This window comes from Azospirillum terrae, from assembly GCF_053470425.1.
Genome location: NZ_JBPXMR010000001.1, coordinates 333687 through 355693, shown reverse-complemented (window position 1 = coordinate 355693; position 22007 = coordinate 333687). Strand labels below are relative to the sequence as shown.

General features: G+C 67.9%; 16 protein-coding genes. 8 read left to right on the top strand and 8 right to left on the bottom strand.

The window, feature by feature from the left end; translation table 11 throughout:
* Window positions 1-57: 57 nt before the first annotated feature.
* Window positions 58-537: a nickel-responsive transcriptional regulator NikR gene (gene nikR, locus ACSVDD_RS01605; RefSeq protein ID WP_448187539.1), complete on the top strand. Its 480-nt coding sequence runs from the start codon at window positions 58-60 to the stop codon at window positions 535-537.
* Here nikR and ACSVDD_RS01600 read toward each other — a convergent pair whose 3' ends face one another.
* The 5 genes from ACSVDD_RS01600 to ACSVDD_RS01580 form a co-directional block, all read right to left on the bottom strand.
* Window positions 538-921, bottom strand: a complete 384-nt coding sequence (locus ACSVDD_RS01600) for a response regulator (RefSeq protein ID WP_448187538.1) — start codon at window positions 919-921, stop codon at window positions 538-540.
* A complete protein-coding gene (locus tag ACSVDD_RS01595; protein WP_448187537.1) occupies window positions 914-2485 on the bottom strand; it encodes a PAS domain-containing sensor histidine kinase in 1572 nt (523 codons plus the stop codon). Before ACSVDD_RS01595 ends, ACSVDD_RS01600 begins: the two co-directional genes overlap by 8 nt.
* Before the next feature lie 191 nt (window positions 2486-2676).
* Window positions 2677-4284, bottom strand: a complete 1608-nt coding sequence (locus ACSVDD_RS01590) for a peptide chain release factor 3 (protein ID WP_448187536.1) — start codon at window positions 4282-4284, stop codon at window positions 2677-2679.
* Between the two features lie 300 nt (window positions 4285-4584).
* Entirely contained in the window at window positions 4585-5604 is a 1020-nt protein-coding gene (locus ACSVDD_RS01585) for an aspartate-semialdehyde dehydrogenase (RefSeq protein ID WP_448188494.1), read from the bottom strand.
* A gap of 444 nt (window positions 5605-6048) precedes the next feature.
* Window positions 6049-8547: a glycogen/starch/alpha-glucan phosphorylase gene (locus ACSVDD_RS01580; RefSeq protein ID WP_448187535.1), complete on the bottom strand. Its 2499-nt coding sequence runs from the start codon at window positions 8545-8547 to the stop codon at window positions 6049-6051.
* 234 nt (window positions 8548-8781) lie between these two features.
* Between ACSVDD_RS01580 and ACSVDD_RS01575 the strand changes: the two genes are divergently transcribed.
* The 3 genes from ACSVDD_RS01575 (at window position 8782) to ACSVDD_RS01565 (ending at window position 12281) form a co-directional block, all read left to right on the top strand.
* A complete protein-coding gene (locus tag ACSVDD_RS01575) occupies window positions 8782-9930 on the top strand; it encodes a GNAT family N-acetyltransferase/peptidase C39 family protein (RefSeq protein WP_448187534.1) in 1149 nt (382 codons plus the stop codon).
* Window positions 9930-11399, top strand: coding sequence for a RimK family ATP-grasp domain-containing protein (locus tag ACSVDD_RS01570; protein ID WP_448187533.1), 1470 nt, complete (start codon window positions 9930-9932; stop codon window positions 11397-11399). The genes ACSVDD_RS01575 and ACSVDD_RS01570 overlap by 1 nt, the downstream gene beginning before the upstream one ends.
* Window positions 11400-11807: 408 nt before the next feature.
* The gene (locus ACSVDD_RS01565) at window positions 11808-12281 is read left to right on the top strand and encodes a sigma-70 family RNA polymerase sigma factor (protein ID WP_448187532.1); all 474 of its coding nucleotides are present in this window, start codon (window positions 11808-11810) and stop codon (window positions 12279-12281) included.
* Window positions 12282-12343: 62 nt separating this feature from the next.
* Here ACSVDD_RS01565 and ACSVDD_RS01560 read toward each other — a convergent pair whose 3' ends face one another.
* Window positions 12344-13204, bottom strand: a complete 861-nt coding sequence (locus ACSVDD_RS01560; protein WP_448187531.1) for an SDR family oxidoreductase — start codon at window positions 13202-13204, stop codon at window positions 12344-12346.
* Between the two features lie 316 nt (window positions 13205-13520).
* Between ACSVDD_RS01560 and ACSVDD_RS01555 the strand changes: the two genes are divergently transcribed.
* A complete protein-coding gene (locus ACSVDD_RS01555) occupies window positions 13521-13745 on the top strand; it encodes an anti-sigma factor family protein (RefSeq protein ID WP_448187530.1) in 225 nt (74 codons plus the stop codon).
* Here ACSVDD_RS01555 and putA read toward each other — a convergent pair whose 3' ends face one another.
* On the bottom strand, window positions 13746-16907 hold the full coding sequence (gene putA / locus ACSVDD_RS01550) for a bifunctional proline dehydrogenase/L-glutamate gamma-semialdehyde dehydrogenase PutA (RefSeq protein ID WP_448187529.1): 3162 nt from the start codon (window positions 16905-16907) through the stop codon (window positions 13746-13748).
* Between the two features lie 281 nt (window positions 16908-17188).
* Between putA and ACSVDD_RS01545 the strand changes: the two genes are divergently transcribed.
* A complete protein-coding gene (locus ACSVDD_RS01545) occupies window positions 17189-18664 on the top strand; it encodes an alkaline phosphatase D family protein (RefSeq protein WP_448187528.1) in 1476 nt (491 codons plus the stop codon).
* A 3-nt stretch (window positions 18665-18667) separates the two neighbouring features.
* On the opposite strand, the gene ACSVDD_RS01540 is transcribed toward ACSVDD_RS01545, so the two are convergent.
* Complete coding sequence (locus tag ACSVDD_RS01540; protein ID WP_448187527.1) at window positions 18668-19951, bottom strand: class I SAM-dependent DNA methyltransferase; 1284 nt, start codon at window positions 19949-19951, stop codon at window positions 18668-18670.
* Between the two features lie 500 nt (window positions 19952-20451).
* Here ACSVDD_RS01540 and ACSVDD_RS01535 point away from each other — a divergent pair, with 500 nt between their 5' ends.
* Window positions 20452-21081: a transglycosylase SLT domain-containing protein gene (locus ACSVDD_RS01535; RefSeq protein ID WP_448187526.1), complete on the top strand. Its 630-nt coding sequence runs from the start codon at window positions 20452-20454 to the stop codon at window positions 21079-21081.
* Window positions 21082-21123: 42 nt separating this feature from the next.
* A complete protein-coding gene (locus ACSVDD_RS01530; RefSeq protein WP_448187525.1) occupies window positions 21124-21969 on the top strand; it encodes a 23S rRNA (adenine(2030)-N(6))-methyltransferase RlmJ in 846 nt (281 codons plus the stop codon).
* Window positions 21970-22007: the final 38 nt, after the last annotated feature.

The window sequence follows — 22007 nt, the reverse complement described above, 5'->3', positions numbered from 1 at the left end:
CGCCGTGCCGGCGGCTGTGCTACCCACGCGATCAAGGAACGGCAGGGAGGAAAGCCCATGGAACGCGTCACCGTGTCGCTGGACGACGATCTATTGGCCCAGTTCGACGAGTACATTCACCGCACCGGCTACGCCAACCGGTCGGAGGCGGTGCGCGACCTGATTCGTGCCAAGCTGGAGGCCGACCGGCTGGAGCGCGACCGCGCGCCGGACTGCGTCGCCTGCGTCAGCTATGTCTACGACCATCACGAACGCGAGCTGTCACGCCGCATCACCCAGGCGCACCACGCCCACCACGACCTGACGCACTCGACGCTGCACATCCACCTGGACCATGATTCCTGCTTGGAGGTGGCGGTGCTCAAGGGGCGCACCGACGCGGTGCGTGACTTCGCCAACGCCCTGATGGCCGAGCGCGGCGTGCGGCATGGGCAACTGCATCTGGTACCGGCCGACGTCAGCGTCGCCCCGCACTCCCACGACGGTGACGAACACGGCCGCGGCCACGACCACGTGCACCATCACCCGAAGACCTGATCAGGCCGCGCCGCCGAGCATCCGTTGCAGCGTGTCGAGGATAGCCTGCGGGCTGACCGGCTTGCGCAGGATCTCCAGGGGATTCCACGTCCCGTCGGTGAGCGCGTCACCGTCCGATTCCGAGGCCAGGAAGCCGGTCATGACGATCACCGGCAGCGTGGCGCTCATGCCGCGCAATTCGCGGATCAAACCGCGGCCGTCCAGGCGCGGCATGCGGAGATCGGTGATCACCGCATCGACTGGCTCGGCCCGCAGCCGTTCCACCGCCTCCTGCCCGTCCGCCGCGATGGTCACACGGTAGCCTTTGCGCGACAGGAAATCGTCGATCGCCATGGCTGCGAGCGCCTCGTCCTCGGCGACCAGGACGTGGAACGGATCAGGCATGGGCAAGCTCCACATCGCGCAGTGAGGGGCGGGTCACCGGCAGCGTGATGGTGAAGCGTACGCCGCGCCGGCCGTCGTCATGGTCGATGTTGGCCGCTTCGATGCGGCCACGCATGGAATCGATGATCCCATAGCCAATGGACAGGCCGAGGCCGGAGCCCTTACCAACTTCCTTGGTGGTAAAGAATGGATCGAAAATGCGCGACAGCACCGCGTCGTCGATGCCGCCGCCGTCATCGGTGACCGCAATGCACGCGGCATGCCGGGCGCTGTAGACGCTGTAGGTGACGTGGATGCGCCCGGTTTCGCCGGTGGCGCTTCGCCGCTCCGTGATGGCGTCGCGCGCGTTCGACAGAAGGTTGAGAACCACCTGCTCCAACTGGAAGGGCCGGCCGCGCACGATGCACGACTCCTCCGTCATGTCGGCATCGATGGCGATGTCCTCCAGCGCGTACTGGTGACGGACCATCTCCACGGCCGACCGCACGCTCACAGCCGGATCGAATGCCTGCGAGCCACCGCCATCGCGCCGGCTGAAGGTGCGCATGTGGTCGATGATCTTGCCCATGCGCTCGGTCTGCTCGCCAATCAGCGTCAGCACCTTCTCCGCGCGCTCCTTGTCGAGTTCGCCGTCGCGCAGGCGCGACAGTGCGTTTTCCGCCCAGATGCGGATGATGTTGAGCGGCTGGCTCATCTCGTGCGCCATGCCGGCCGCCAGCGTGCCCAACGTCGCCAGCTTGGACGCCTGCACCAGTTCTTCCTGCAACTCCTGGCGCTCGGTGATGTCGCGGGAACTGCCCAGTAATTGGACGATGGTGCCAGCGGCATCGCGCACCGGAACGAGCACCGTGTGCCACGTCCGCCGGCCGGAGGGCAGGTCCAGCGTCTCCTCGTAGTCGATGGGGCCGCCGGCGGCGACGCACGCGGAATAGCGCGCCTTCACCTTAGCCGCCACATCGGGGGGAAGCCCCTCGTCCAACACGCGACCACACACCTTTGCGGGGTCCAGGCCGGTGGCGCGGGTGTGCGCGGGGTTCAGGGTGTCGATGACGAACTGACCGTCCGGCCGCACCGCGACGACGAAGAGGCCTTCGGCGAGGTTGTTGAAGAAGCCGGTGTAGCGCTCCTCCGCCTGCCGGCGCTCCCGGATCTCGCGTTCCAGCGCTTGGTTGGTGAGCCGCAGTTGGGTCGGGCTGGGCAGCGCCAGAGCCCGCGGCATCAGCAGCCACAGCGCAATCGCCGTCAGCACGGAGGCCAGCGCGGTCCCCGCCTTGACGAGCCCCTGCACGCCGTAGTTCGGGTTCCACAGCGTCCAGACATCGAGGAAGTGCGTCGTCCCGCAGGCCAGGATGAACGCGGCGAACAGCCAGAACACCCAGCTGAACGCCACGTCGCGGCGCTTCCACACGAAATACACCAGCGCCAGCGGAATCGAGTAGTAGGCGAGCCCGGTCATCACGTCGGAAGACACGTGCAGCGCCAGCAGTTCCGGTTGCCACAGCAGGCAGATGCCGTGCGGCAGGAAACCGCTGGTGTCGAAGATGCCGATCGGTCCGCCCGACATGCGCCCAACCTCCCCAAAGCGGCAAGCCGCCGTGCCGATCCCCGGCGGCACCAGCGGACGTCAAGCGTTGCTCGGCCGCACGTCCCCTAACCATTCCGGCATAAGGTCGAGCACGGCCGGAGGGGTGTCAACCTGACTTTCAGACAGCGAGGTACCCCATCCGGTCAGCCGTTCGGTTGCGTGCAGCGCGTTCAGGCCGCCGTCTGCACCTTGCGGTTCTGCTCGCGCGTCTTCAGGAAGCGTAGGGCCGGGAAGTCCTCCTGCGTGCGGTTGAGGTGCCACGCGTTGCGCGCCAGGAACACCAGCGCACCATCGTGGTCCTCGGCCAGGGCCGAGCGGTTCAGGTCGATGAACTTGTCGAGCTGGGCGCGGTCGTCCGTTTCGACCCATCGCGCGGCGTCGACACCGGCACCCTCGAACTTGGCGCTGATGTTGTATTCCGCATCGATGCGGGCGGCGAGCACCTCGAACTGGAGTTGGCCGACGACGCCGACGATCCAGTCGGCGCCCGACAGCGGCTTGAACACCTGGGACGCACCCTCCTCGGCAAAATGCTCCAGCGCCTTGCGCAGGTGCTTCACCCGCATAGGGTCGTCGAGCTTGGCGCGCTGCAACAGCTCCGGCGCGAAGCTCGGAACGCCGGTGAAGCGGATCTCCTCGCCCTCGGTCAGCGTGTCGCCGATGCGAAGGCTGCCGTGGTTGGGAATGCCGATGATGTCGCCGGGCCAGGCCTCCTCGGCCAATTCGCGGTCGCGGGCCAGGAACAGCACGGCGTTGTTCACCGCCAGCAGCTTGCCCGAGCGCATGTGCTTCAGCTTGGCGCCGCGCCGGAACTTGCCCGAGCACAGACGGACGAAGGCGATGCGGTCGCGGTGGTTCGGGTCCATGTTGGCCTGGACCTTGAACACGAAGCCGGTGACCTTCTCCTCCGACGGCTCGACCACGCGCGGGTCGGCCGGCTGCGGGCGCGGCGGCGGGGCGTTCTCGGCGAGACCGGTCAACAGCTCCTGCACACCGAAGTTGTTGATGGCGGAGCCGAAATAGATCGGCGTCAAATGGCCGGCGCGGTAGTCGTCGAGGTTGAACGGCGGCATCAGGCCGCGCGCCATCTCCACATCCTCGCGCAGCTTGGCGACGGCGTGGGCCGGCAGCAGCTCGTCGAGCCGGGGGTCGTCAAGGCCGTTGCACTCGATGCCCTCGCTCACCTCGTCGCCCTTGGTGCGGTCCATCAGGATCAGACGGTCGCGGATCAGGTCGTAGCAACCCAGGAAGTCGCGGCCCATGCCGATGGGCCAACTCGCCGGGGTGACGTGGATCTGCAACGCCTCCTCGATCTCCGAGATGAGGTCGAAGGGGTCGCGCGCCTCGCGGTCCATCTTGTTGCAGAAGGTGGTGATCGGCACGTCGCGCAGGCGGCAGACCTCGAACAGCTTCAGGGTCTGCGCCTCGATGCCCTTGGCGCCGTCGATGACCATCACCGCGCTGTCCACCGCCGTGAGGGTGCGGTAGGTGTCCTCCGAGAAGTCCTCGTGGCCCGGCGTGTCCAGCAGGTTGAAGGTGCGGCCGTCGTAGTCGAAGGTCATCACCGACGCGGTCACCGAGATGCCGCGCTCGCGCTCCACCTTCATCCAGTCGGACTTGGCGCGCCGCTGCTCGCCGCGCGCCTTCACGGCGCCGGCCATCTGGATGGCGCCGCCGAACAGCAGCAGCTTTTCCGTCAGCGTGGTCTTGCCGGCGTCCGGGTGCGCGATGATGGCAAAGGTCCGGCGCCGGGAGACGGCGTCCTGAATTCCGGACATGCGCGATCCCTCAACTCTTCTGTCGATCCAAAAAACAACGCGCGCGGAAGCCCGAAGGCCTCGCGCACGCATGGTCATAGATAGCAGCCCCGGCCCCGCCGTTCCAGTGGGATGCGGCGGCCGGCGAATGGAACAGAATGGAACACTATGAAACAGTGTGCAGGGGGTGTTCCGTTCACCGGGGCGTCTCTGGAGGCACACCCCTCCCAGCAAGGAATTCTATCCTACCGCAAACCGGCGGTGGACGCAAGCGCCGCGAGCCGGGGCGGCCGAGAGGCCGCCCGACCCGCGGATGGCTTGTTACAGCGCCAGTTCGGCGATCTGCACCGCGTTGAGCGCTGCGCCCTTGAGCAGCTGGTCGCCGCAGACGAACAGGTCGAGGCCGTGATCGCCGAACACCGGATTGGCGCGGATGCGGCCGGCTTCGACGTCGAACTGGCCCGAAGCGTTCAGCGGCATCGGGTAGATGCCATCGGCCGGAACGTCGGTCAGCTTGACGCCGGGGGCGTCGGCCAGCACGGCGCGCGCCGCCTCGGCGGTGACCGGCTGGATCGTCTCGATGGTGATCGCCTCGGAGTGCGCGCGGTAGGTCGGGATGCGCACCGCCGTGCAGGAGAGCGGCAGGTCGGGCAGGCCGAGGATCTTCCGCGTCTCCCAGGTGACCTTCATCTCTTCCTTGGTGTAGCCGTTGTCCTGGAACGCGTCGATCTGCGGGATCAGGTTGAACGGGATCGGGTGACGGAAGACGCTGTTGGCGGCGGGCTTGCCGTCCAGGACGTTGCGGGTCTGCTCCTCCAGCTCGGCCATGCCCTCCGCACCGGCGCCGCTGGTCGCCTGATAGGTGGAGACGATGACGCGCTTCAGGCCGAACGCCTTGTGCAGCGGGCCGAGCGCCACGACGGCGATGGCCGTGGTGCAGTTCGGGTTGGCGATCAGGCGCTTGGCGGGATCGTAGGCCGAGGCGTTGATCTCCGGCACGATCAGCGGGATCTCCGGATCGTAGCGGAAGGCCGAGGAGTTATCGATCACCAGCGGGCCGGCCGCGGCGATGGCCGGCGCGTGCGCCTTGGCGAAGTCGCCGGACACGGCGAGCAGCACCACATCGCAGTCCTTGACCAGATCCAGCGAGTATTCCTGGAGGGTGATCGCGCCATACGGCGTCTCGACCACCTTGCCGGCGCTGCGGCCGGAGGCCAGCAGGCGAAGCTCGCCGACCGGGAAGTTGCGGCGGTGGAGGACTTCAACCATCTCGCGGCCAACGGCGCCGGTGGCTCCGACGATGGCGACGCGGCGAGGAGCATGGGAACTGGCGGCAGACATCTTCAAGCTACTCCGTCCTAATGTGGCGTGCCCGGTCGGGCGGTGGACCGGAGCCCTGATACGACAAGGGCCCCGTCCGTGTCCGGCGGGGCCCTCGTGGTGAGTGTCGTTACGCGATCAACGCACGCCATCTCCGCAAGGCCCGCCGAAGCGAGTCTTTTTGGTCGTGGTGGTGGTCTTGGCGGACGAGCGATTCATGACGCCATCCATACGCGAAGCCGCGGGGCTTGTAAAGTGTGCGCGGCGTTCGCATCGAAGCAATTACATGAAAGCCCCTCTCCCTTGACGGGATCGGCGCGTGCAAGCGCCGATGGTTGGGGAGAGGGTGGTTACGGCCGGATGGCCGGAAAGGAGAGACGCTTCCGCCGCCTGCCGGCGGCTATCCCCCTCTCCCCAAACCCCTCTCCCGCGAGGGGAGAGGGGCTTTCTTCCTCGATGGAAGCCTTACCTAAAGCCCGAGCCGTTGCTGTCCGGCACGACCGGGTGCACGTTCCAGATCTCCTTGGCGTACTCGTTGATCGTACGGTCCGAAGAGAACCAGCCCATGCTGGCGGTGTTGATGATCGCCTTGCGCGTCCACTCCTCAGTGTCGCGGTAGAGCTCCATGGCGCGTTCCTGCGCAAGGCAATAGTCCTCGAAGTCGGCCGTGACCAGGAAGTGGTCGCCGCCGTCGGTAAGGGCCTGGAGGATGGGGTGGAAGCGGTTGGGATCGTCCGGCGAGAACACGCCGGTCGAGATCATGTCCAGCGCCCGCTTCAGCGCCGGGTTGGCGGCGATCACCTGACGCGGGTTGTAGGCGCCGCCTTCGCGCAGGCTGTTGGCCTCCTCCGCGGTCAGGCCGAAGATGAAGATGTTGTCGTCGCCGACGTGTTCCTTGATCTCCACGTTGGCGCCGTCCAGCGTGCCGATGGTGAGCGCACCGTTCAGCGCCAGCTTCATGTTGCCGGTGCCCGACGCCTCCATGCCGGCGGTCGAGATCTGCTCCGATAGGTCGGCGGCGGGGATGATGATCTCGGCGGCGGTGACGTTGTAGTTCGGCAGGTAGACGATCTTCAGATTGTCGTGCACCGCCGGGTCGTGGTTGACCACCTTGGCGACATCGTTGATCAGCTTGATGATCAGCTTCGCCATCTGGTAGGCGGGGGCCGCCTTACCGGCGAAGATCTTGGTCACCGGCACCCAGTTGACGGTCGGGTTGGACCGCATGTCGTTGTACAGCGCGATGGTCTGCAAGATGTTCAGCAGCTGGCGCTTGTACTCGTGCATGCGCTTGACCTGAACGTCGAACAGGCTGTCGGCGTTGATTTCGGTGCCGGTCTGGCGCGCGATGTAGGCGGTCAGGCGCTTCTTGTTCGCCCGCTTGGCGCGGCGGAATTCCTCACGGAACGTCGCGTCGTCGGCCTTCGGCAGGATCGCCTTGATCTGCTCCAGGTCGTGCACCCAACCTTCGCCGATACGGCTGGTGATCAGCTCGGACAGCGGGCGGTTGGCCTGATGCAGCCAGCGGCGCGGCGTGATGCCGTTGGTCTTGTTGTTGATGCGGTCCGGGAACTCGGCGTGGAAGTCGGCGAACACCGTCTGCTGCATCAGTTCGGTGTGCAGCGCCGAGACGCCGTTCACCTTGTGCGAGCCGAGGAACGCCAGATTGCCCATGCGCACGCGCCGCTCGCCGCGCTCGTCGATCAGCGACAGCCGCGACAGACGGCCGTTGTCGCCGGCGGCGCGGGCCTTGGAGCGGTTCAGGAAGCGCGCGTTGATCTCGTAGATGATCTGCATGTGGCGCGGCAGCACGCGTTCCAGCAGGCGCACCGGCCACGCCTCCAACGCTTCGGGCAGCAGCGTGTGGTTGGTGTAGGAGAAGCAGCGGCGGGTGATGTCCCACGCCTTTTCCCATTCCACGCCGTGCTGGTCGATCAGCAGGTGCATCATCTCGGCGATGCCGATGGACGGATGCGTGTCGTTGAGCTGGATCGCCGCCTTTTCCGGCAGCATCTCGAAATCCGGGTGATGCTGGAGGAAGCGGCGGATGATGTCCTGCAACGACGCCGAGGTGAAGAAGTACTCCTGCTTCAGGCGAAGCTCGCGGCCGGTCTCGGTGGCGTCGTTCGGGTACAGCACGCGGCTGAGGTTCTCCGACAGCACCTTCTGCTCGACCGCCTTCATGTAGGCGCCGTCGTTGAAGTGGCCGAAGTTGAAGTCGCGCGTGGCCCGCGCCGACCACAGGCGCAGCGTGTTGATCGTCTTGCCGCCGTAGCCGACCACCGGCGTGTCGTAGGCCATGGCCAGCACGCGCTCGGCGTCCACCCAGCGGTAGGCCTTCTCGCCGACGCTGTCGCGGAACTCCTCGACGCGGCCGTAGAACTGCACGGGGTACAGAACCTCCGGCCGGGGGAATTCCCACGGGTTGCCGAATTGCAGCCACTGCTCGGGGTATTCGACCTGCCAGCCGTGCTCGAAGCGCTGCTCGAACAGGCCGAACTCGTAGCGGATGCCGTAGCCGTAGCCGGGCAGCCCCAGCGACGCCATGCTGTCCAGGAAACACGCCGCCAGACGGCCCAGGCCGCCGTTGCCAAGTGCCGCGTCCGGCTCGGCCTCGACCACCTCGTCCAGCGTCAGCCCGATGCGGTCGAGCGCCTGCCGGCAGGGGTCCATGATGCCCAGATTGGCCAGGCTGTTGGTCAGCAGCCGGCCGATCAGGAACTCCAGCGACATGTAGTAAACGCGCTTGGCATCCTGCTGGTAATAGGTGCGGGTGGTGTCCATCCAGCGGTCCACCAGCCGGTCGCGCACCGCCAGCGCCACGGTATGGAACCAGTCGCGCCGGGTGGCCGCGCGGGCGTCCTTGCCGACCGAGTAGACAAGCCATTCCAGGAACGAGCGCTTCAGCCCGTCCACATCCAGGCTGCGCCGTTCGATCTCGCTGGTTTTGTACCGAGAATCCATAGCGTGTCGATGTCCTTCGTTCGGGCGAACCGCTGTCCGACGATCCGGGAGATTGTGCGCACTGTCTGAAGGTGGCAGTCTCCAGATTCTTGGTTAAGCAAACTTTAAGGCTAGCCTAAGTTGGAGCGCACGCCTAGGGCTCCGTTCCCGACGCTTACGCGGTGCTACCGCTTTCCCCGCGCGGGGAAGAGAGTAGGATACAGGCGAAGACCCGTACCTCCTATTACATACGCCATGCCAGACGATCTCGACCTCCGCATCGAACCGGCGCCGGCCACGTTGCGGCAAGCGTTGCCCTCCGACATCCCGGCGCTGCTCGGCATCGAGGAGCGCTGCTTCGTCACCGACCGCCTCACCCGCCGCAGTTTCCACCACATGATCACCAAAGCCAATGCTTTGGTGCTGGTGGAACTTCACGCGGATGTGATCGCCGGCTACGCGATGGTCGCCTTTCACGCGGGAACGTCGCTGGCGCGGCTTTATTCCTTCGCGGTCGATCCGCCGTTTCGCGGCCAGGGCGTCGCCGCACGCCTGCTGAACGCCGCCGAGCAGGCGGCGGGTTCGCGCGACTGCATGTACCTGCGGCTGGAGGTGCGGCGCGACAACGCCTCGGCCATCGCGCTGTACAAGGGGAATGGATACCGTGAGTTCGGTGTTTACAGTGACTACTACGAAGACCACATGGAAGCATTGCGGCTGGAAAAGCGCTTGGGCACCAACGGTCCCAGCGCGCCGCTCGGAGCCCGTTTGGTGCCTTACTACCAGCAGACCCTGGATTTCACCTGTGGACCGTCGGCCCTGATGATGGGCATGAAGGCGCTGAAGCCCGAGCTGGAGCTGAACCGCCAGTTGGAGCTGCGCCTGTGGCGCGAGGCGACGACGGTGTTCATGACCTCCGGTCACGGCGGCTGCGGCCCCTACGGGATGGCGCTGTCGGCGTGGCGGCGCGGGCTGGACGTGGAGATCTGCGTCAAGGACGACAGCGTCCCTTTTCTCGACGGCGTGCGCGACGACGACAAGAAGGAGGTCATGCGCCTCGTCCACCAGGAGATGATCGAGGAACTGGCCGAGACCGGCGTGCGTATAACCCACCGGACGCAGACCGCCGACGACATGGCGCGCGCGGTGCAGGAGGGCGCCATCCCCATCGTGCTGATCAGCAGCTATCGCATCTACCGTGAGAAGTTCCCGCACTGGGTCGTGGTGTCGGGGGCGGACGAGCGTTTCCTCTATGTGCACGACCCGCTGGTCCATGATCGCCACCACGCCCACATCGACCGGATCTTCATGCCGATTCCACGCCTGGATTTCGAACGGATGGCCCGCTACGGCAAGGCGCAGCTCAAGGCGACGCTGCTCCTGCGCGAGCGTGCGGTCGACTGATGGCGACGCATCTCGTCATCGTCGACCGCCGCGCCGACTTCCCCTGGCAGAAGGACAACCTTCAGGTCGTCACCGCCCGCGACTACATCGCCAAGCCCGATGCGGCACGCGGCCGCAACCAGCGCGTCATCAATCTCAGCCGCACCTACGAGTATCTGGGCACCGGGTACTACGTGTCGCTGCTGGGCGAGGCGCGCGGCGAGCGGGTGATCCCGACCGTCAAGACCATCCTCGACCTGCGCCAGCGCGGGCTAACCCGTGCCGCGCTGTCCGAGGTGGAGGAGGCGCTGAAGCGCAAGATGAAGCGGCTGGCCGATCCGCCCGAGGCGTCGTTCAACCTGTACGTATTCTTCGGAGTGACGGCGGACCGCCGCTTCGCCGACATCGCGCGCGAGATCTTCGACCTGTTCCGATGCCCTATCCTGAAGGTACAGGTGCGGCTGAAGGGCGGCTGGGTGCTGCACGCGGTGGAGCCGTTGTCCATCGACGCGCTGAGCGCCGAGCAGAAGGACGCGTGCGAGGCGGCGCTGGACGCCTACACCCGCGCCTCCTGGCGCGAGCCGGCCGCCCGCGCCATGGCGCGCTGGACGCTGGCGATCCTGCACAATCCCAAGGAGGAGCTGCCGCCCTCCAGCCCGCGCGCCTTGCAGAAGTTCGTCAAGGCCGGCGAGAGCCTGGGCATCGAGGTGGAGCTGATCGAGAAGAAGGACTACCTGCGCCTCGCCGAATACGACGCGCTGTTCATCCGCGAGGGCACGGCCATCGACAACCACACCTATCGCTTCGCCAAGAAAGCGGAGTCGGAGGGGATGGCGGTGATCGACGATCCCAACTCGATCCTCAAATGCACCAACAAGGTGTATCTGGCCGAACTGCTCAAGGCCAACCGCATCCCGACGCCGAAGACGGTGATCCTCGACAAGCGCGGCCTCGCCACGCTGGACCAGGAGATCCCCTACCCCATCGTGCTGAAGATCCCGGACGGGTCGTTCTCGCGCGGGGTCTACAAGGTGACCAACCGCTCCGAGATGGAGGCGACCGCCGAGAGCCTATTCGAGGACTCCGACGTCATCCTGGCGCAGGAGTTCATGTACACCGAGTTCGACTGGCGCGTCGGCGTGCTGAACCGCCAGCCCTTCTACATCTGCCAGTATTTGATGGCGAAGAAGCACTGGCAGATCGTCAAGCACGGCGGCAACGGCCGCGCCGAGACGGGCTCGACCCGCACATTGCTGGTCGATGAGGCGCCAAGGGAAGTGATCGACATCGCGGTGAAGGCCGCGGGGCTGATCGGCGACGGCCTGTACGGCGTCGACGTCAAGCAGAACGAACGCGGCGTCTTCGTCATCGAGATCAACGACAACCCCAGCCTGGACCTGGGCGTCGAGGACGCGCGGCTCAAAGACGACCTCTACCGCACGATCATGCGCGAGTTCCTGCGCCGGCTGGAAAGCCGCGCCGGGCGGTAGCCGCCCCCTCACCCGAACGCCCCTCATCCGAACGGGTGAAGCCGAGCCTCAGCCATAAGCTCATATTGCGGCACTTTCCGCATCCCCCCTAGGGGAACAAGCGGTCACCCCCCGCGTTAAGACCGGGACGTCACATCGGACGGGAGCGATCCGGAAGGGGCACGCCCGGATCGTTCGCCGCATTCGAGGAACGGGGAGACCGACAATGACGACAGCCCAAAACGCGCGCGTCGCCGGCTCGAACGAGCGAGTGCCCTAAGGGCCTGGACCACCCCCCATCGACCGCACCACCGAACCGGACCGGCGCATCAGCCGGGTTGCCGGACGGGGTTCGTCGTCTCTCGCGGAGCGGTGCGCATCTCGACGGCCGCCCGGCAACAAGGAAGAAGAGTTGGAGGACGTGAGACCATGCCATATTCTTTCGAGGCCGAACTCATTCGCTGTATGCCGAATTTGCAGCGTTACGCGTGCAAACTGACGCGTGATGTCACGGCCGCCGAAGATCTGACGCAGGACTGCCTGGCCCGCGCGCTCTCGCGCTCGCACCGCTTCGAACCGGGGACCAACATGCAGGCCTGGCTCACCACCATGCTGAAGAACCTGCATTTCAACAATCTTCAACGCGAAAAGCACGTCACCAAGGTCGAACTGTGGGACGGCGCCATGTCGGTCGAAGCCTCGCAGATCGCCCGCCTCGTCTTCCGCGACGTGGACCGCGCCTTCGGTGCGCTGACGCCCAGCCAGCGCAAAGTGGTCAAATTGGTCGCCATCGAGGGCCGCCCTTATCAGGAAGCCGCCGAAAAGCTGAACGTCTCCATCGGCACCATCCGTTCCCGTCTTTGCCGCGCCCGCGAGCGGCTGAACACGCTGATGGCGGCGTAGGCGCCAGACACGCAAGAAGGGCGGGGCCTGGGGTCCCGCTCTTCTTCGTCTCCACCGCAAATTCAGCCGTTCACCACGCTGCCGCCGTTCGGGTGCAGCACTTGTCCGCTCATGTAGCTGGAGTCCGACGACGCCAGGAAGACGTAGCAGGGCGCCACCTCGTCCGGTTGGCCGGCGCGCTTCATCGGTGTCTCGGAGCCGAACTTTTCGACCTTGTCCTCGGGGAAGGTGGAGGGAATCAGCGGCGTCCAGATCGGGCCGGGGGCCACGCCGTTCACCCGGATGCCGCGCTCGGCCACCGCCAGCGCCAGCGAGCGCGTGAAGGCGACGACCGCCCCCTTGGTGGAGGAGTAGTCCAGCAGCATCGGGTTGCCCTTGTAGGCGGTCACCGACGTGGTGTTGATGATGGCCCCACCCTCCTTCATGTGCGGCAGCGCCGCCTTGGCCATGAAGAAATAGGCGAAGATGTTGGTGCGGAAGGTGCGCTCCAGCTGCTCCGCGGTGATGTCTTCCAGCTTTTGCTGCGGGTGCTGCTCGGCGGCGTTGTTGACGAGGATGTCGAGGCGGCCGTGCTCGTCCACCATGCGTTCGACGACGCGGCGGCAGGTCTCCTCGTCGCCCAGGTCGCCGCGGATCGCCGTGCAGGGCTGGCCTTCCTGCTGGACGAGGCGGCGGGTCTCCTCGGCGTCCTTGTCCTCGTTCAGATAGACGAAGCCGACCCTCGCCCCTTCGCGGGCGAAGAGGATCGCGGTGGCCCGGCCGATGCCGCTGTCGCCGCCGGTGATCAGGGCAACCTTGTCGCGCAGCTTGCCGCTTCCGCGGTATTCCGGGCGCTCCGACGCCGGCTGCGGGGTCATGGCGTCCTGATGTCCGGGCTGCACGTTCTGGTGCTGCGGCGGCTGGCGGCCTTCCTGCTGTGCCATGGCGCTCTCCTGGTCCGGCTGGTTGGGGCTGGCTGTGTTCGCGTGCAACAGTGTTGCGCTTTGTCGCGTTCCCCAGCGTTTGCTGCCGGAACAAGCATGAGTGGGCGCTGTTACATCGGGCATACAACGCAGGCGCAATGGGGCGGGGGGCCGGCCATGACTGAAGACCAATCCAAGGGAGAAACCCGATACGGGGCATTGTGGTTTTCGTGGAGATCCCCATAAGAAGGGGTAGCCGACGTCTTCCGAGCCTCACGACCTGGACATAAGCCGGACGTGTCACGGACCGTTTGCGACGCTCCGGGATTGAACGGACATGAAGCGTGTGACGATGAGCCACATAAACGCCTATCTCGACGGCGCCCTCGACGAGAACGAGCGGCGGGAATTCGAAGCCGCTGTCGAGACGGACGCGGAGGCGAAAGCCCTGCTCCATCTGCATCGCCAGCACGTGGACGAGTTGCACCGCCTGTACGACACGGTTCTCGAGGAACCGGTGCCGTCGCGGATGCTCGATCTGCTGCGCAAGCAGACGCCCTGATCACAATACGTCCACCCCGTCCTCCGACAGCGACACCAGCGTGGTGTTGCCGCCCGCTGCCGTCGTGTTGACGGTCAGCGTGCGCTCGGTGGCGAAGCGCATCAGGTAATGCGGCCCGCCGGCCTTCGGGCCGGTGCCCGATAACCCCTCGCCGCCGAAGGGCTGCACACCGACCACGGCGCCGATCATGTTGCGGTTGACGTAGGTGTTGCCGACGCCCAGCCGGCCGTGAATGCGGCGGATGGTGCCGTCGATCCGGCTGTGGATGCCCAGCGTCAGTCCGTACCCCGTCGCCTCAACTGCGTCGAGCACCGAATCCAGCCGGTCGGCCTGATAGCGGATGACGTGCAGCACCGGCCCGAACACCTCGCGCTCCAGCCGGTCCAGGCGGTCCAGCTCGAACGCCCGCGGCGCGAAGAACGTGCCGTGCGCGCATTCCTCTCCCAGCGGCACCGTGAACAGCGGCTTGGCCTGCGCCGCCATGCGCTCGGCGTGGGCGGCGAGCGTGGCGCGCGCCTCCTCGTCGATGGCCGGGCCGACGTCGGTGCGCAGCAATCCCGGATCGCCGACGCGCAGCTCGTGCGCGGCGCCGTCCAGCATGCGGATCACCCGGTCGGCGATGCCGTCCTGCACGAACAGCACGCGCAGAGCCGAGCAGCGCTGCCCCGTCGAGCGGAAGGCGCTGGTCAGCACGTCGTCCACCAGTTGTTCGGGCAGCGCCGAGGAGTCGGCGATCAGCACATTCTGCCCGCCGGTCTCGGCGATCAGCGGCACGATGGGGCCGCTGCGCTGGGCCAGCGCCAGATTGATGGCGCGTGCCGTCTCGGTCGAGCCGGTGAAGGCGACGCCGCGCACCCGCGGGTCGTTCACCAGGGCCGCCCCCACCCGGCCGTCGCCCGGCAGCAGGTGCAGCACGTCCACCGGCAGGCCGGCCTCATGGAACAATTGCACGGCGCGGCAGGCCATCAGCGGCGTCTGCTCGGCCGGCTTGGCGGCCACCGCGTTGCCGGCGGCCAGCGCCGCCGTCACCTGCCCGACGAAGATGGCAAGCGGGAAGTTCCACGGGCTGATGCAGGCGAACACGCCGCGCCCGTGCAGGGAGAGCTGGTTGTGCTCCCCCGTCGGGCCGTGCATCACCTTGGGCAGGGCGAAGTCGATGCGGGCGCGGGCGGCGTAGTAGCGGCAGAAATCCACCGCCTCGCGCACCTCGGCCAGGGCGTCGGGAATGGTCTTGCCGGCCTCGCGCACGCACAGCGCCATCAACTCCGCGCGATGCCGCTCCATCAGGTCGCCGGCACGTTCCAGCACCGTGGCGCGCCGCTCGGCCGGGGTGTTCGCCCAGTCGCGCGCCGCGGCGGCGGCCAGGGCCAGCGCGTGCCCGACATCGCGGTCGCTGGCCTCCACCACCGCGCCGACCGGGCGGCGGCTGGACGGATCGAGCACCGCGCGCCCGGCACCCTCCAGCGCCCGCCCGCCGACCAGCGGCGCCGCCGACCACGGGGTGGCCCAGGCCTGCGCCATCCGGTGCAGCAGCGGTTCCGTCTGCGTCGGGTCGCTGAGGTCGACGCCCTGGGAGTTGTGCCGCTCAGGCCCGAACAGGTCGCGGGGCAGCGGGATGCGGGGGTGCGGCTTGTAGGGCAGGCGCGCGGCGTGGCCGACCGGGTCGGCGACGATGTCCGCCACCGGCACCTTGTCGTCCTGGATGCGGTTGACGAAGGAGGAGTTGGCCCCGTTCTCCAGCAGCCGCCGCACGAGGTAAGCCAGCAGATCCTCGTGGCTGCCCACCGGCGCGTAGACGCGCACGGGCATATCCGCACCGACAATCTGATGGTACAGCGGCTCGCCCATGCCGTGCAGACGCTGGAACTCGTAGCCCTGGCGGTCGCCGGCCATGGCCTGGACCGCGGCCACGGTGTGCGCGTTGTGGGTGGCGAACATCGGGTAGAGCTGCGCGCGCAGCTCCAACAGCCGCCGGGCGCAAGCGAGGTACGAGACGTCCGTGTTCACCTTGCGCGTGAAGACCGGGTAGTTGTCCAGGCCGCGCTCCTGCGCGCGCTTGATCTCGGTGTCCCAATAGGCGCCCTTCACCAGACGCACCATGAGCCGCCGGCCGGACCGCCGGGTCAACTCAGCCAGCCATTCGACCACCGCGTAGCCGCGCTTCTGGTAGGCCTGCACCGCCAGCCCGAGCCCGTCCCAGCCGGCAAGGTCGGCGTCCAGCGCCATCGCCTCGACCAGATCGAGCTGCAAGGCCAGCCGGTCAGCCTCCTCGGCGTCCACGGTCAGGCCGATGCCGGCGTCGCGCGCCATCACGCACAGGCTCTTCAGGCGCGGCAGCAGTTCGCGCACGACGCGCTCGCGCTGCGCCTCCTCATAGCGCGGGTGCAGGGCGGAGAGCTTGACCGAGATGCCGGGGCTCTCCACCACGCCCCGGCTGCCGCGCGCTGCACCGATGGCGCGGATGGCGGTGGCGTAGGTTTCCAGATAGCGGTCGGCGTCCGCCATGGTGCGGGCACCCTCGCCCAGCATGTCATAGGAGTGGCGGTAGCCGCCGCGTTCCTGCTCGCGCCCGCGCTCCAGCGCTTCGTCGATGGTGCGGCCCATGACGAACTGCCGGCCGAGGATGCGCATGGCCCGCATCATCGCCTGGCGGATCACCGGCTCGCCGGCCCGCGCAATCAGCCGGTTGAGCAGCGCCGCCGGACGCTTCTCCGTCTCCGAATCGAGGCGGATCACCCGCCCGGTGAGCATCAGCGCCCAGGTGGACGCGTTGACGAACAAGTTGTCGGCGTGCCCGACGTGGTGTGCCCAATCGGCCTCGCCGATCTTGTCGCGGATCAGCGCGTCTGCGGTCTCCGGGTCGGGGATGCGCAGCAGAGCCTCGGCAAGGCACATCAGCGCAACGCCCTCGCGGGTGGACAGCCCGAACTCCTGAAGAAAGGCGTCCAGCATGCCGAAGCTGGTGCGGGCTTGACGCACGCCTTCGACCAGACGGGCCGCCTCCTTTTCAATGCGGGCGCTCAGAGCCGCGGGCAGCGCCGCCCGCTCGATCAGCGCCTCCACCGCCTGCGCCTCGTCCATGCGATAGGTGTGGGCCAGAGCGATGCGGGGCGGGGTGTCGGCGGCGAAGGGATCGACGGTGGCATCGGTGGCGGTGGCCATGGTGTCCAACTCCCGAAATCCGGCAGGCGGCTTCTCTTTATCTAGGCAGTCGTGCCCGAGGTCGCCGCCGATCCAGTGTATACCCTTGGCCAAACGGCCGGGGTGGGAAGCCGTGCGTTGTAGAGCCGCACCCGCCGCACCTCTTTCGGGCCATGGGATGCACCTCCGCGCGCTTCCGCCGTCGCTCCGGTGGCAATCCCCTTCCCTGCCCGCCCGGTTCGCTCTATTGGGAGTGCAACGCCACGGCGGATCGCAAGCGGACCAGAGCATGGAAGCCGGGCATGGCGCAGAAGCACGATAAGCCGCGGTTCCTCCTTGGCCCGGTGCTGTTCTTCCGGGGGGAGCAGGGCGACCGCTGGCGCCTGTCGGCGCTGTTCGTCATCGACGGCGACACGGAGCCGGACGACCTGCGGGTGGACGGCGTCGGTCTGGCCGTGCCGCCGCGCCATGTCGCGGCATGGCGTGGCCGCCATCTCTGGCGCTTCGACTTCGCGGTGCCGCGCGGCACCGCCGATGGCGAGGCCGGTTACGGCTTCGAGGGGGACGAGCAGCGCTGGCGCATCGCCGTCCCGGCGCGCGGCGGTTCGCCGCGCCTCGCCTACACCGCGTGCAACGGCACCGAGGACGAGCACGGCAGCCGTGGCGGCACGGCGCGGCGCAACGCGCTGTGGAGCGACCTGGGCGCCCAGCATGGCAGGACGCCGTTCCACCTGCTGCTGCAAGGCGGCGACCAGCTGTACGCCGACACGGTGTGGCGCGACTGCCCGTCGCTGGCGGCGTGGAAACGGCGCAAGGCGCCCGCCCGCTATGCGAAGCCCTTCACGGCCGCCATGGCCGAGGAGGCGATGAGCTATTACTTCGACCGATACGTGGCGCTGTGGACGCAGCCGGAGATCGCCCGCGTCCTGGCCCGCGTGCCGTCCGTGATGATGTGGGACGACCACGACATCTTCGACGGCTGGGGCTCGCTGGCCGAGGAGGCGCAGCACTCCCCCGTCATGCGCGGCGTGGCGATGGTGGCTCGACGCGCCTTCGTGCTGTTCCAGCTTGCCGGGACGCCGGAATCGCTGCCGGAATGCGTGTGGGGCGGCGAGCACGGCAGCTTCGCCCAGGGATTCCGTGTCGGCGATCTCGGCGTGTTCGTCCCGGACCTGCGCAGCGACCGCACGCCGAACCGCGTCCTGTCGGAGCGCACGTGGGAGGCGCTGCCGGAATGGCTGGAGCGGTTCCAGGGCTGCCGGCACCTTCTGTTCCTGTCCAGCGTGCCCCTGCTGTACACCGACACCGGCTGGCTGGAGCGGCTGGCCAACCGGCTGCCGGGGGCCGGCAATTTGCGCGACGATTTGCGCGACCAGTGGCGCAGCACCGCGCACGTCGAGGAATGGCGGCGCCTGCTGGAGCTGTTGGCGGGATTCTCGCTGCGCAGCGGCTGCCGGATCACGGCGCTGTCGGGTGAGGTGCATTTCGGCGCCCGCGCCGTGCTGCACGGCGGCGGGGTGGAGATGTGGCAGCTCGTCTCGTCCGGCGTCGTTCACCCGCCGCCCGGCCGCCTGATGACCGCCGCGCTGGAGCGGTTGGCCGCCCGGCGCGACGCGCCGTTCCCCGGCTGGTCGCTGGAGATGCCGGCCTTCACCGAAACGGGCCGGCGGCTGATCCGCGCGCGGAATTGGCTGTCGCTGCACCTCGACCACAAGAACCAGCTGCACGCGCAGTGGCACGCGGAGGGCGGGCCGGGGCGGTATTTGCAGATGATCTGACGGTTACGGCTTGCCGAGGACGAACACCAGCCCCGGCACCGGCGCCTGCTTCTCGCGGCGTGGCGAGCAGTCCTCCAGCAGCAGCACATCCAGACCAGCCGCCGCAGCGGTTTCGCGCAGATAGGCGACCGAATGCGCGTAGCGCCGCGCCGGGCCCAGGGAGAAACCGTCGCCGTCCAGCCGCTCGACCGTCGCGGCGAAGCGCCCGCCGGGCGCCAGCGCCACCGCGGCGGCAGCGAACACCGGCGCCAGATCGCCCACATAGACCAGCACGTCGGCCGCCACAGCCAAATCCCAGCGCGCCGGCTCCGTCATCGCCGCGACGATGTCGCCGACCGACAGCGCGTCGTAGAGCCCGCGGGCGCGGGCCTTCTCCACCATGCGCGGCGACAGGTCGACTCCGGCGAGGTGCCTGGCGTGCGTGCGCAGTTCCACCCCCATCAGCCCGGTCCCGCAGCCGAGATCGAGCGCCCGCAAACCCTGGGGCGTGCCGTACACGCGCTCCACGGCCTCGCGCAGGATGCGCGGTGCGGCGTAACCCAGCTTACCGACGAGGTCGGCGTCGAAGCGGTCGGCGTAGCGGTCGAACAGGGCGCGCACGTAAGCGGCCGACAGATCGGCACCCTCCCCGGCCTCCAGAGCCGCGATGAGCGCCGCGGTGCCGTCGTCGGGATCGAGGTCCTGGGCATGGCGGAACGCGGCCAGCGCCTTTGCCGGCTCGCGCAGCTCGCTCCAGGCGTGGCCGAGCAGGCGGTGCAGGCCGGCATCCCCGTCAAGGCGGCGCAGGGCGGGCGTCAGCAGCTCCGCCGCCGCCAACGCGTCGCCGCCGGTCATCAGCAGCTCCGCCAATTCGGCCAGCACGTCGCGGTCGTCGGGGCGCAGCACCAGCGCCTCGCGCAGTTCCTCCGCGGCCTCGGCGGTGCGGCCGGCGCGCGCCAGGGCCCGGCCGTAGCCGCGCCGCACGGCGGCGGCATCGGGGCGTTCGTTCCTGAGATCGAGGAAGGCCGGCAACGCGGCGGCATCGTCGCTGCCGGCCAGCGCGTCGGCCAGCCCCAGGCGCCAGGACCAGCGGCCCGGCTCCAGCATCAGGGCGCGCGCGTAGACGGCCGCGGCGGTGGCAGGATGCGCCTCCAGCAGCTCGGCCAGGGCGCCGTGAGCATCGGCGTTGGTGGGATCGGCGGCGACCGCAGCCCGGAACGCGCGCTGCGCGCCGGACGAATCGTCAGCGTAGAGACGCTGGTATCCGGCTTCCAGGAAATGGTCGGCCGAGGCTTCGGCGGAGGACATTGGCCGGCGAGACACTCTGTCGCAACCCCTCTGGGTAAGGAAGGGGCGCAGCTTACTGCCGGATCGCAATGCAACATGCAAGAGCCCCCTGAAAATAACAACTTAGTGTGATTTTGGCGACACGCTCCCGCAGTGCAACCGGGAAAAGCCAAGCTCGCGCCGCGGGGCCGATCCGCCAGCGTATATCCAGAGATAGCAACGCTTTGGACGCTTTGCGCAAGCCTGCCGGGCGATTGGCCGACGCGGCCCGCTCCAACCCTCGCTGTGACGGAGCCGTGGTATTACCAGGGCGTAATTGGGTTGACGACCGCTAAAAATTTTGAAAAAAGTGCTGCGGCGTCCGATTGGGAGACGCTGACATCTGGTTAGGAGGCGGTCACCGTAAGCGACTCGGTGGCCGGGAATCAAATCCGCGCAACACAACGCGCGGTCCCCGCGGGCGAGCGGGACAGAAGCAAAGGAACGCAGCAATGCGAGCACGGAATCGGAGCGTACGAACTATGGTCGGGGGCTTGGTAGCCCTGGGCCTGGGAATGGCGCTCACGGCCTTCACGGCACGCCCTGCAACCGCGGCACCGGACGGATGCGTCGGGCACGCGGTCGACGCGGAACAGAAGCTCAACATCCCCCCCGGCATGCTGCTCGCCATAGCCCTGGTCGAGAGCGGCACCGACGGCACCCCGAACCCCTACGCCATCAGCGCCAACGGGCGCGCCATCACGGCCCGCAGCACCCAGGACGCCGCCCGGCACCTGCGCGACCGCTCCGGCAAGCTGCGCGCGAACACCTACGTCGGCTGCATGCAGCTGTCCGTCCAGGTCCACAAGGGACAGTTCCAGCCGCTGGAGAGCATCGTCGATCCGCGCGAGAACGTCTGGTACGCCGGCCGCCTGCTGGTCCGCCTGCACGGCGAGGAAGGCAGCTGGAAGGCCGCCATCGCCCGCTACAACGGCACCACGCCGCGCCGCGCCCAGGCGTACGTCTGCAAGATCTGGCAGAACCTTGCCGAGCTTGATCCGGACAGCGCCAAACTGATCGAATCGCCGAAGTGCGATGATTCGGATCGCGCAAGCATCGCCCCCGCGACCCGCCGCGTCTTCCGCAACTCCCAGGTCGCCGCGCTGGACTGATCCACTGGCGGGCCGGGCGGGAATCGGTTACATCCCCGTCCCATGAACTACCGCCACGTCTTCCACGCCGGAAACTTCGCCGACGTGATGAAACACGCGGTGCTGACGCTGATCGTCGAGCACCTGCGCGCCAAAACGGCGCCCTTCTGCGTCCTCGACACCCACGCCGGTGTCGGGCGCTATGACCTGACCTCCGGCCCGGCGCAGCGCACCGGTGAGTACGCGGACGGCATCGGCCGTCTGTTCGGACATCCGCCACCGCACCCCGCGCTCGCCCCCTACCTGGACTCCGTGGCCGCGCTCAACCCCGATGGGGTTTTGCGCTGGTACCCCGGCTCGCCCCTGCTGGCGCGGATGCTGCTGCGCCCGCAGGACCGGCTGGTGCTGAGCGAACTGCACCCGGACGACGCCGCGGAACTGAAGGCCGAATTCGCCCGCGACCGCCAAGTGGCCGTGCACCACATGGACGCCTACCACGCGCTGAAGGCGCACGCGCTGCCCAAGGAGAAGCGCGGGCTGGTGCTGATCGACCCGCCCTTCGAGGAACCGGACGAGTTCTCCCGTCTGGTGAGCGGCCTCAGCCGCGCACACCGGCGCTGGCCGACGGGGATCTACGCGATCTGGTACCCGATCAAGGAGCGCGCGGCGGTGTGGCGCTTCCAGGAAGCGCTGGCCGAGGCCGGCATTCCAAAGATTCTCATCGCCGAAATGACCATCCATCCGGAGGACACGCACCTGCGCCTCAACGGCTCGGGGCTGGCGATCGTAAATCCGCCGTGGAAGCTCGACGAGACGCTGGCCGAGGTGCTGCCGGCGCTGCACGCCGCCCTGCCGGGCACCGGCGGCGAAGGCCGTGTCGAGTGGCTGGTGCCGGAGGCCGGTGCATAGCGGATTCCCATCAGCTTCAGCGGGGCTGGACCTGCGAA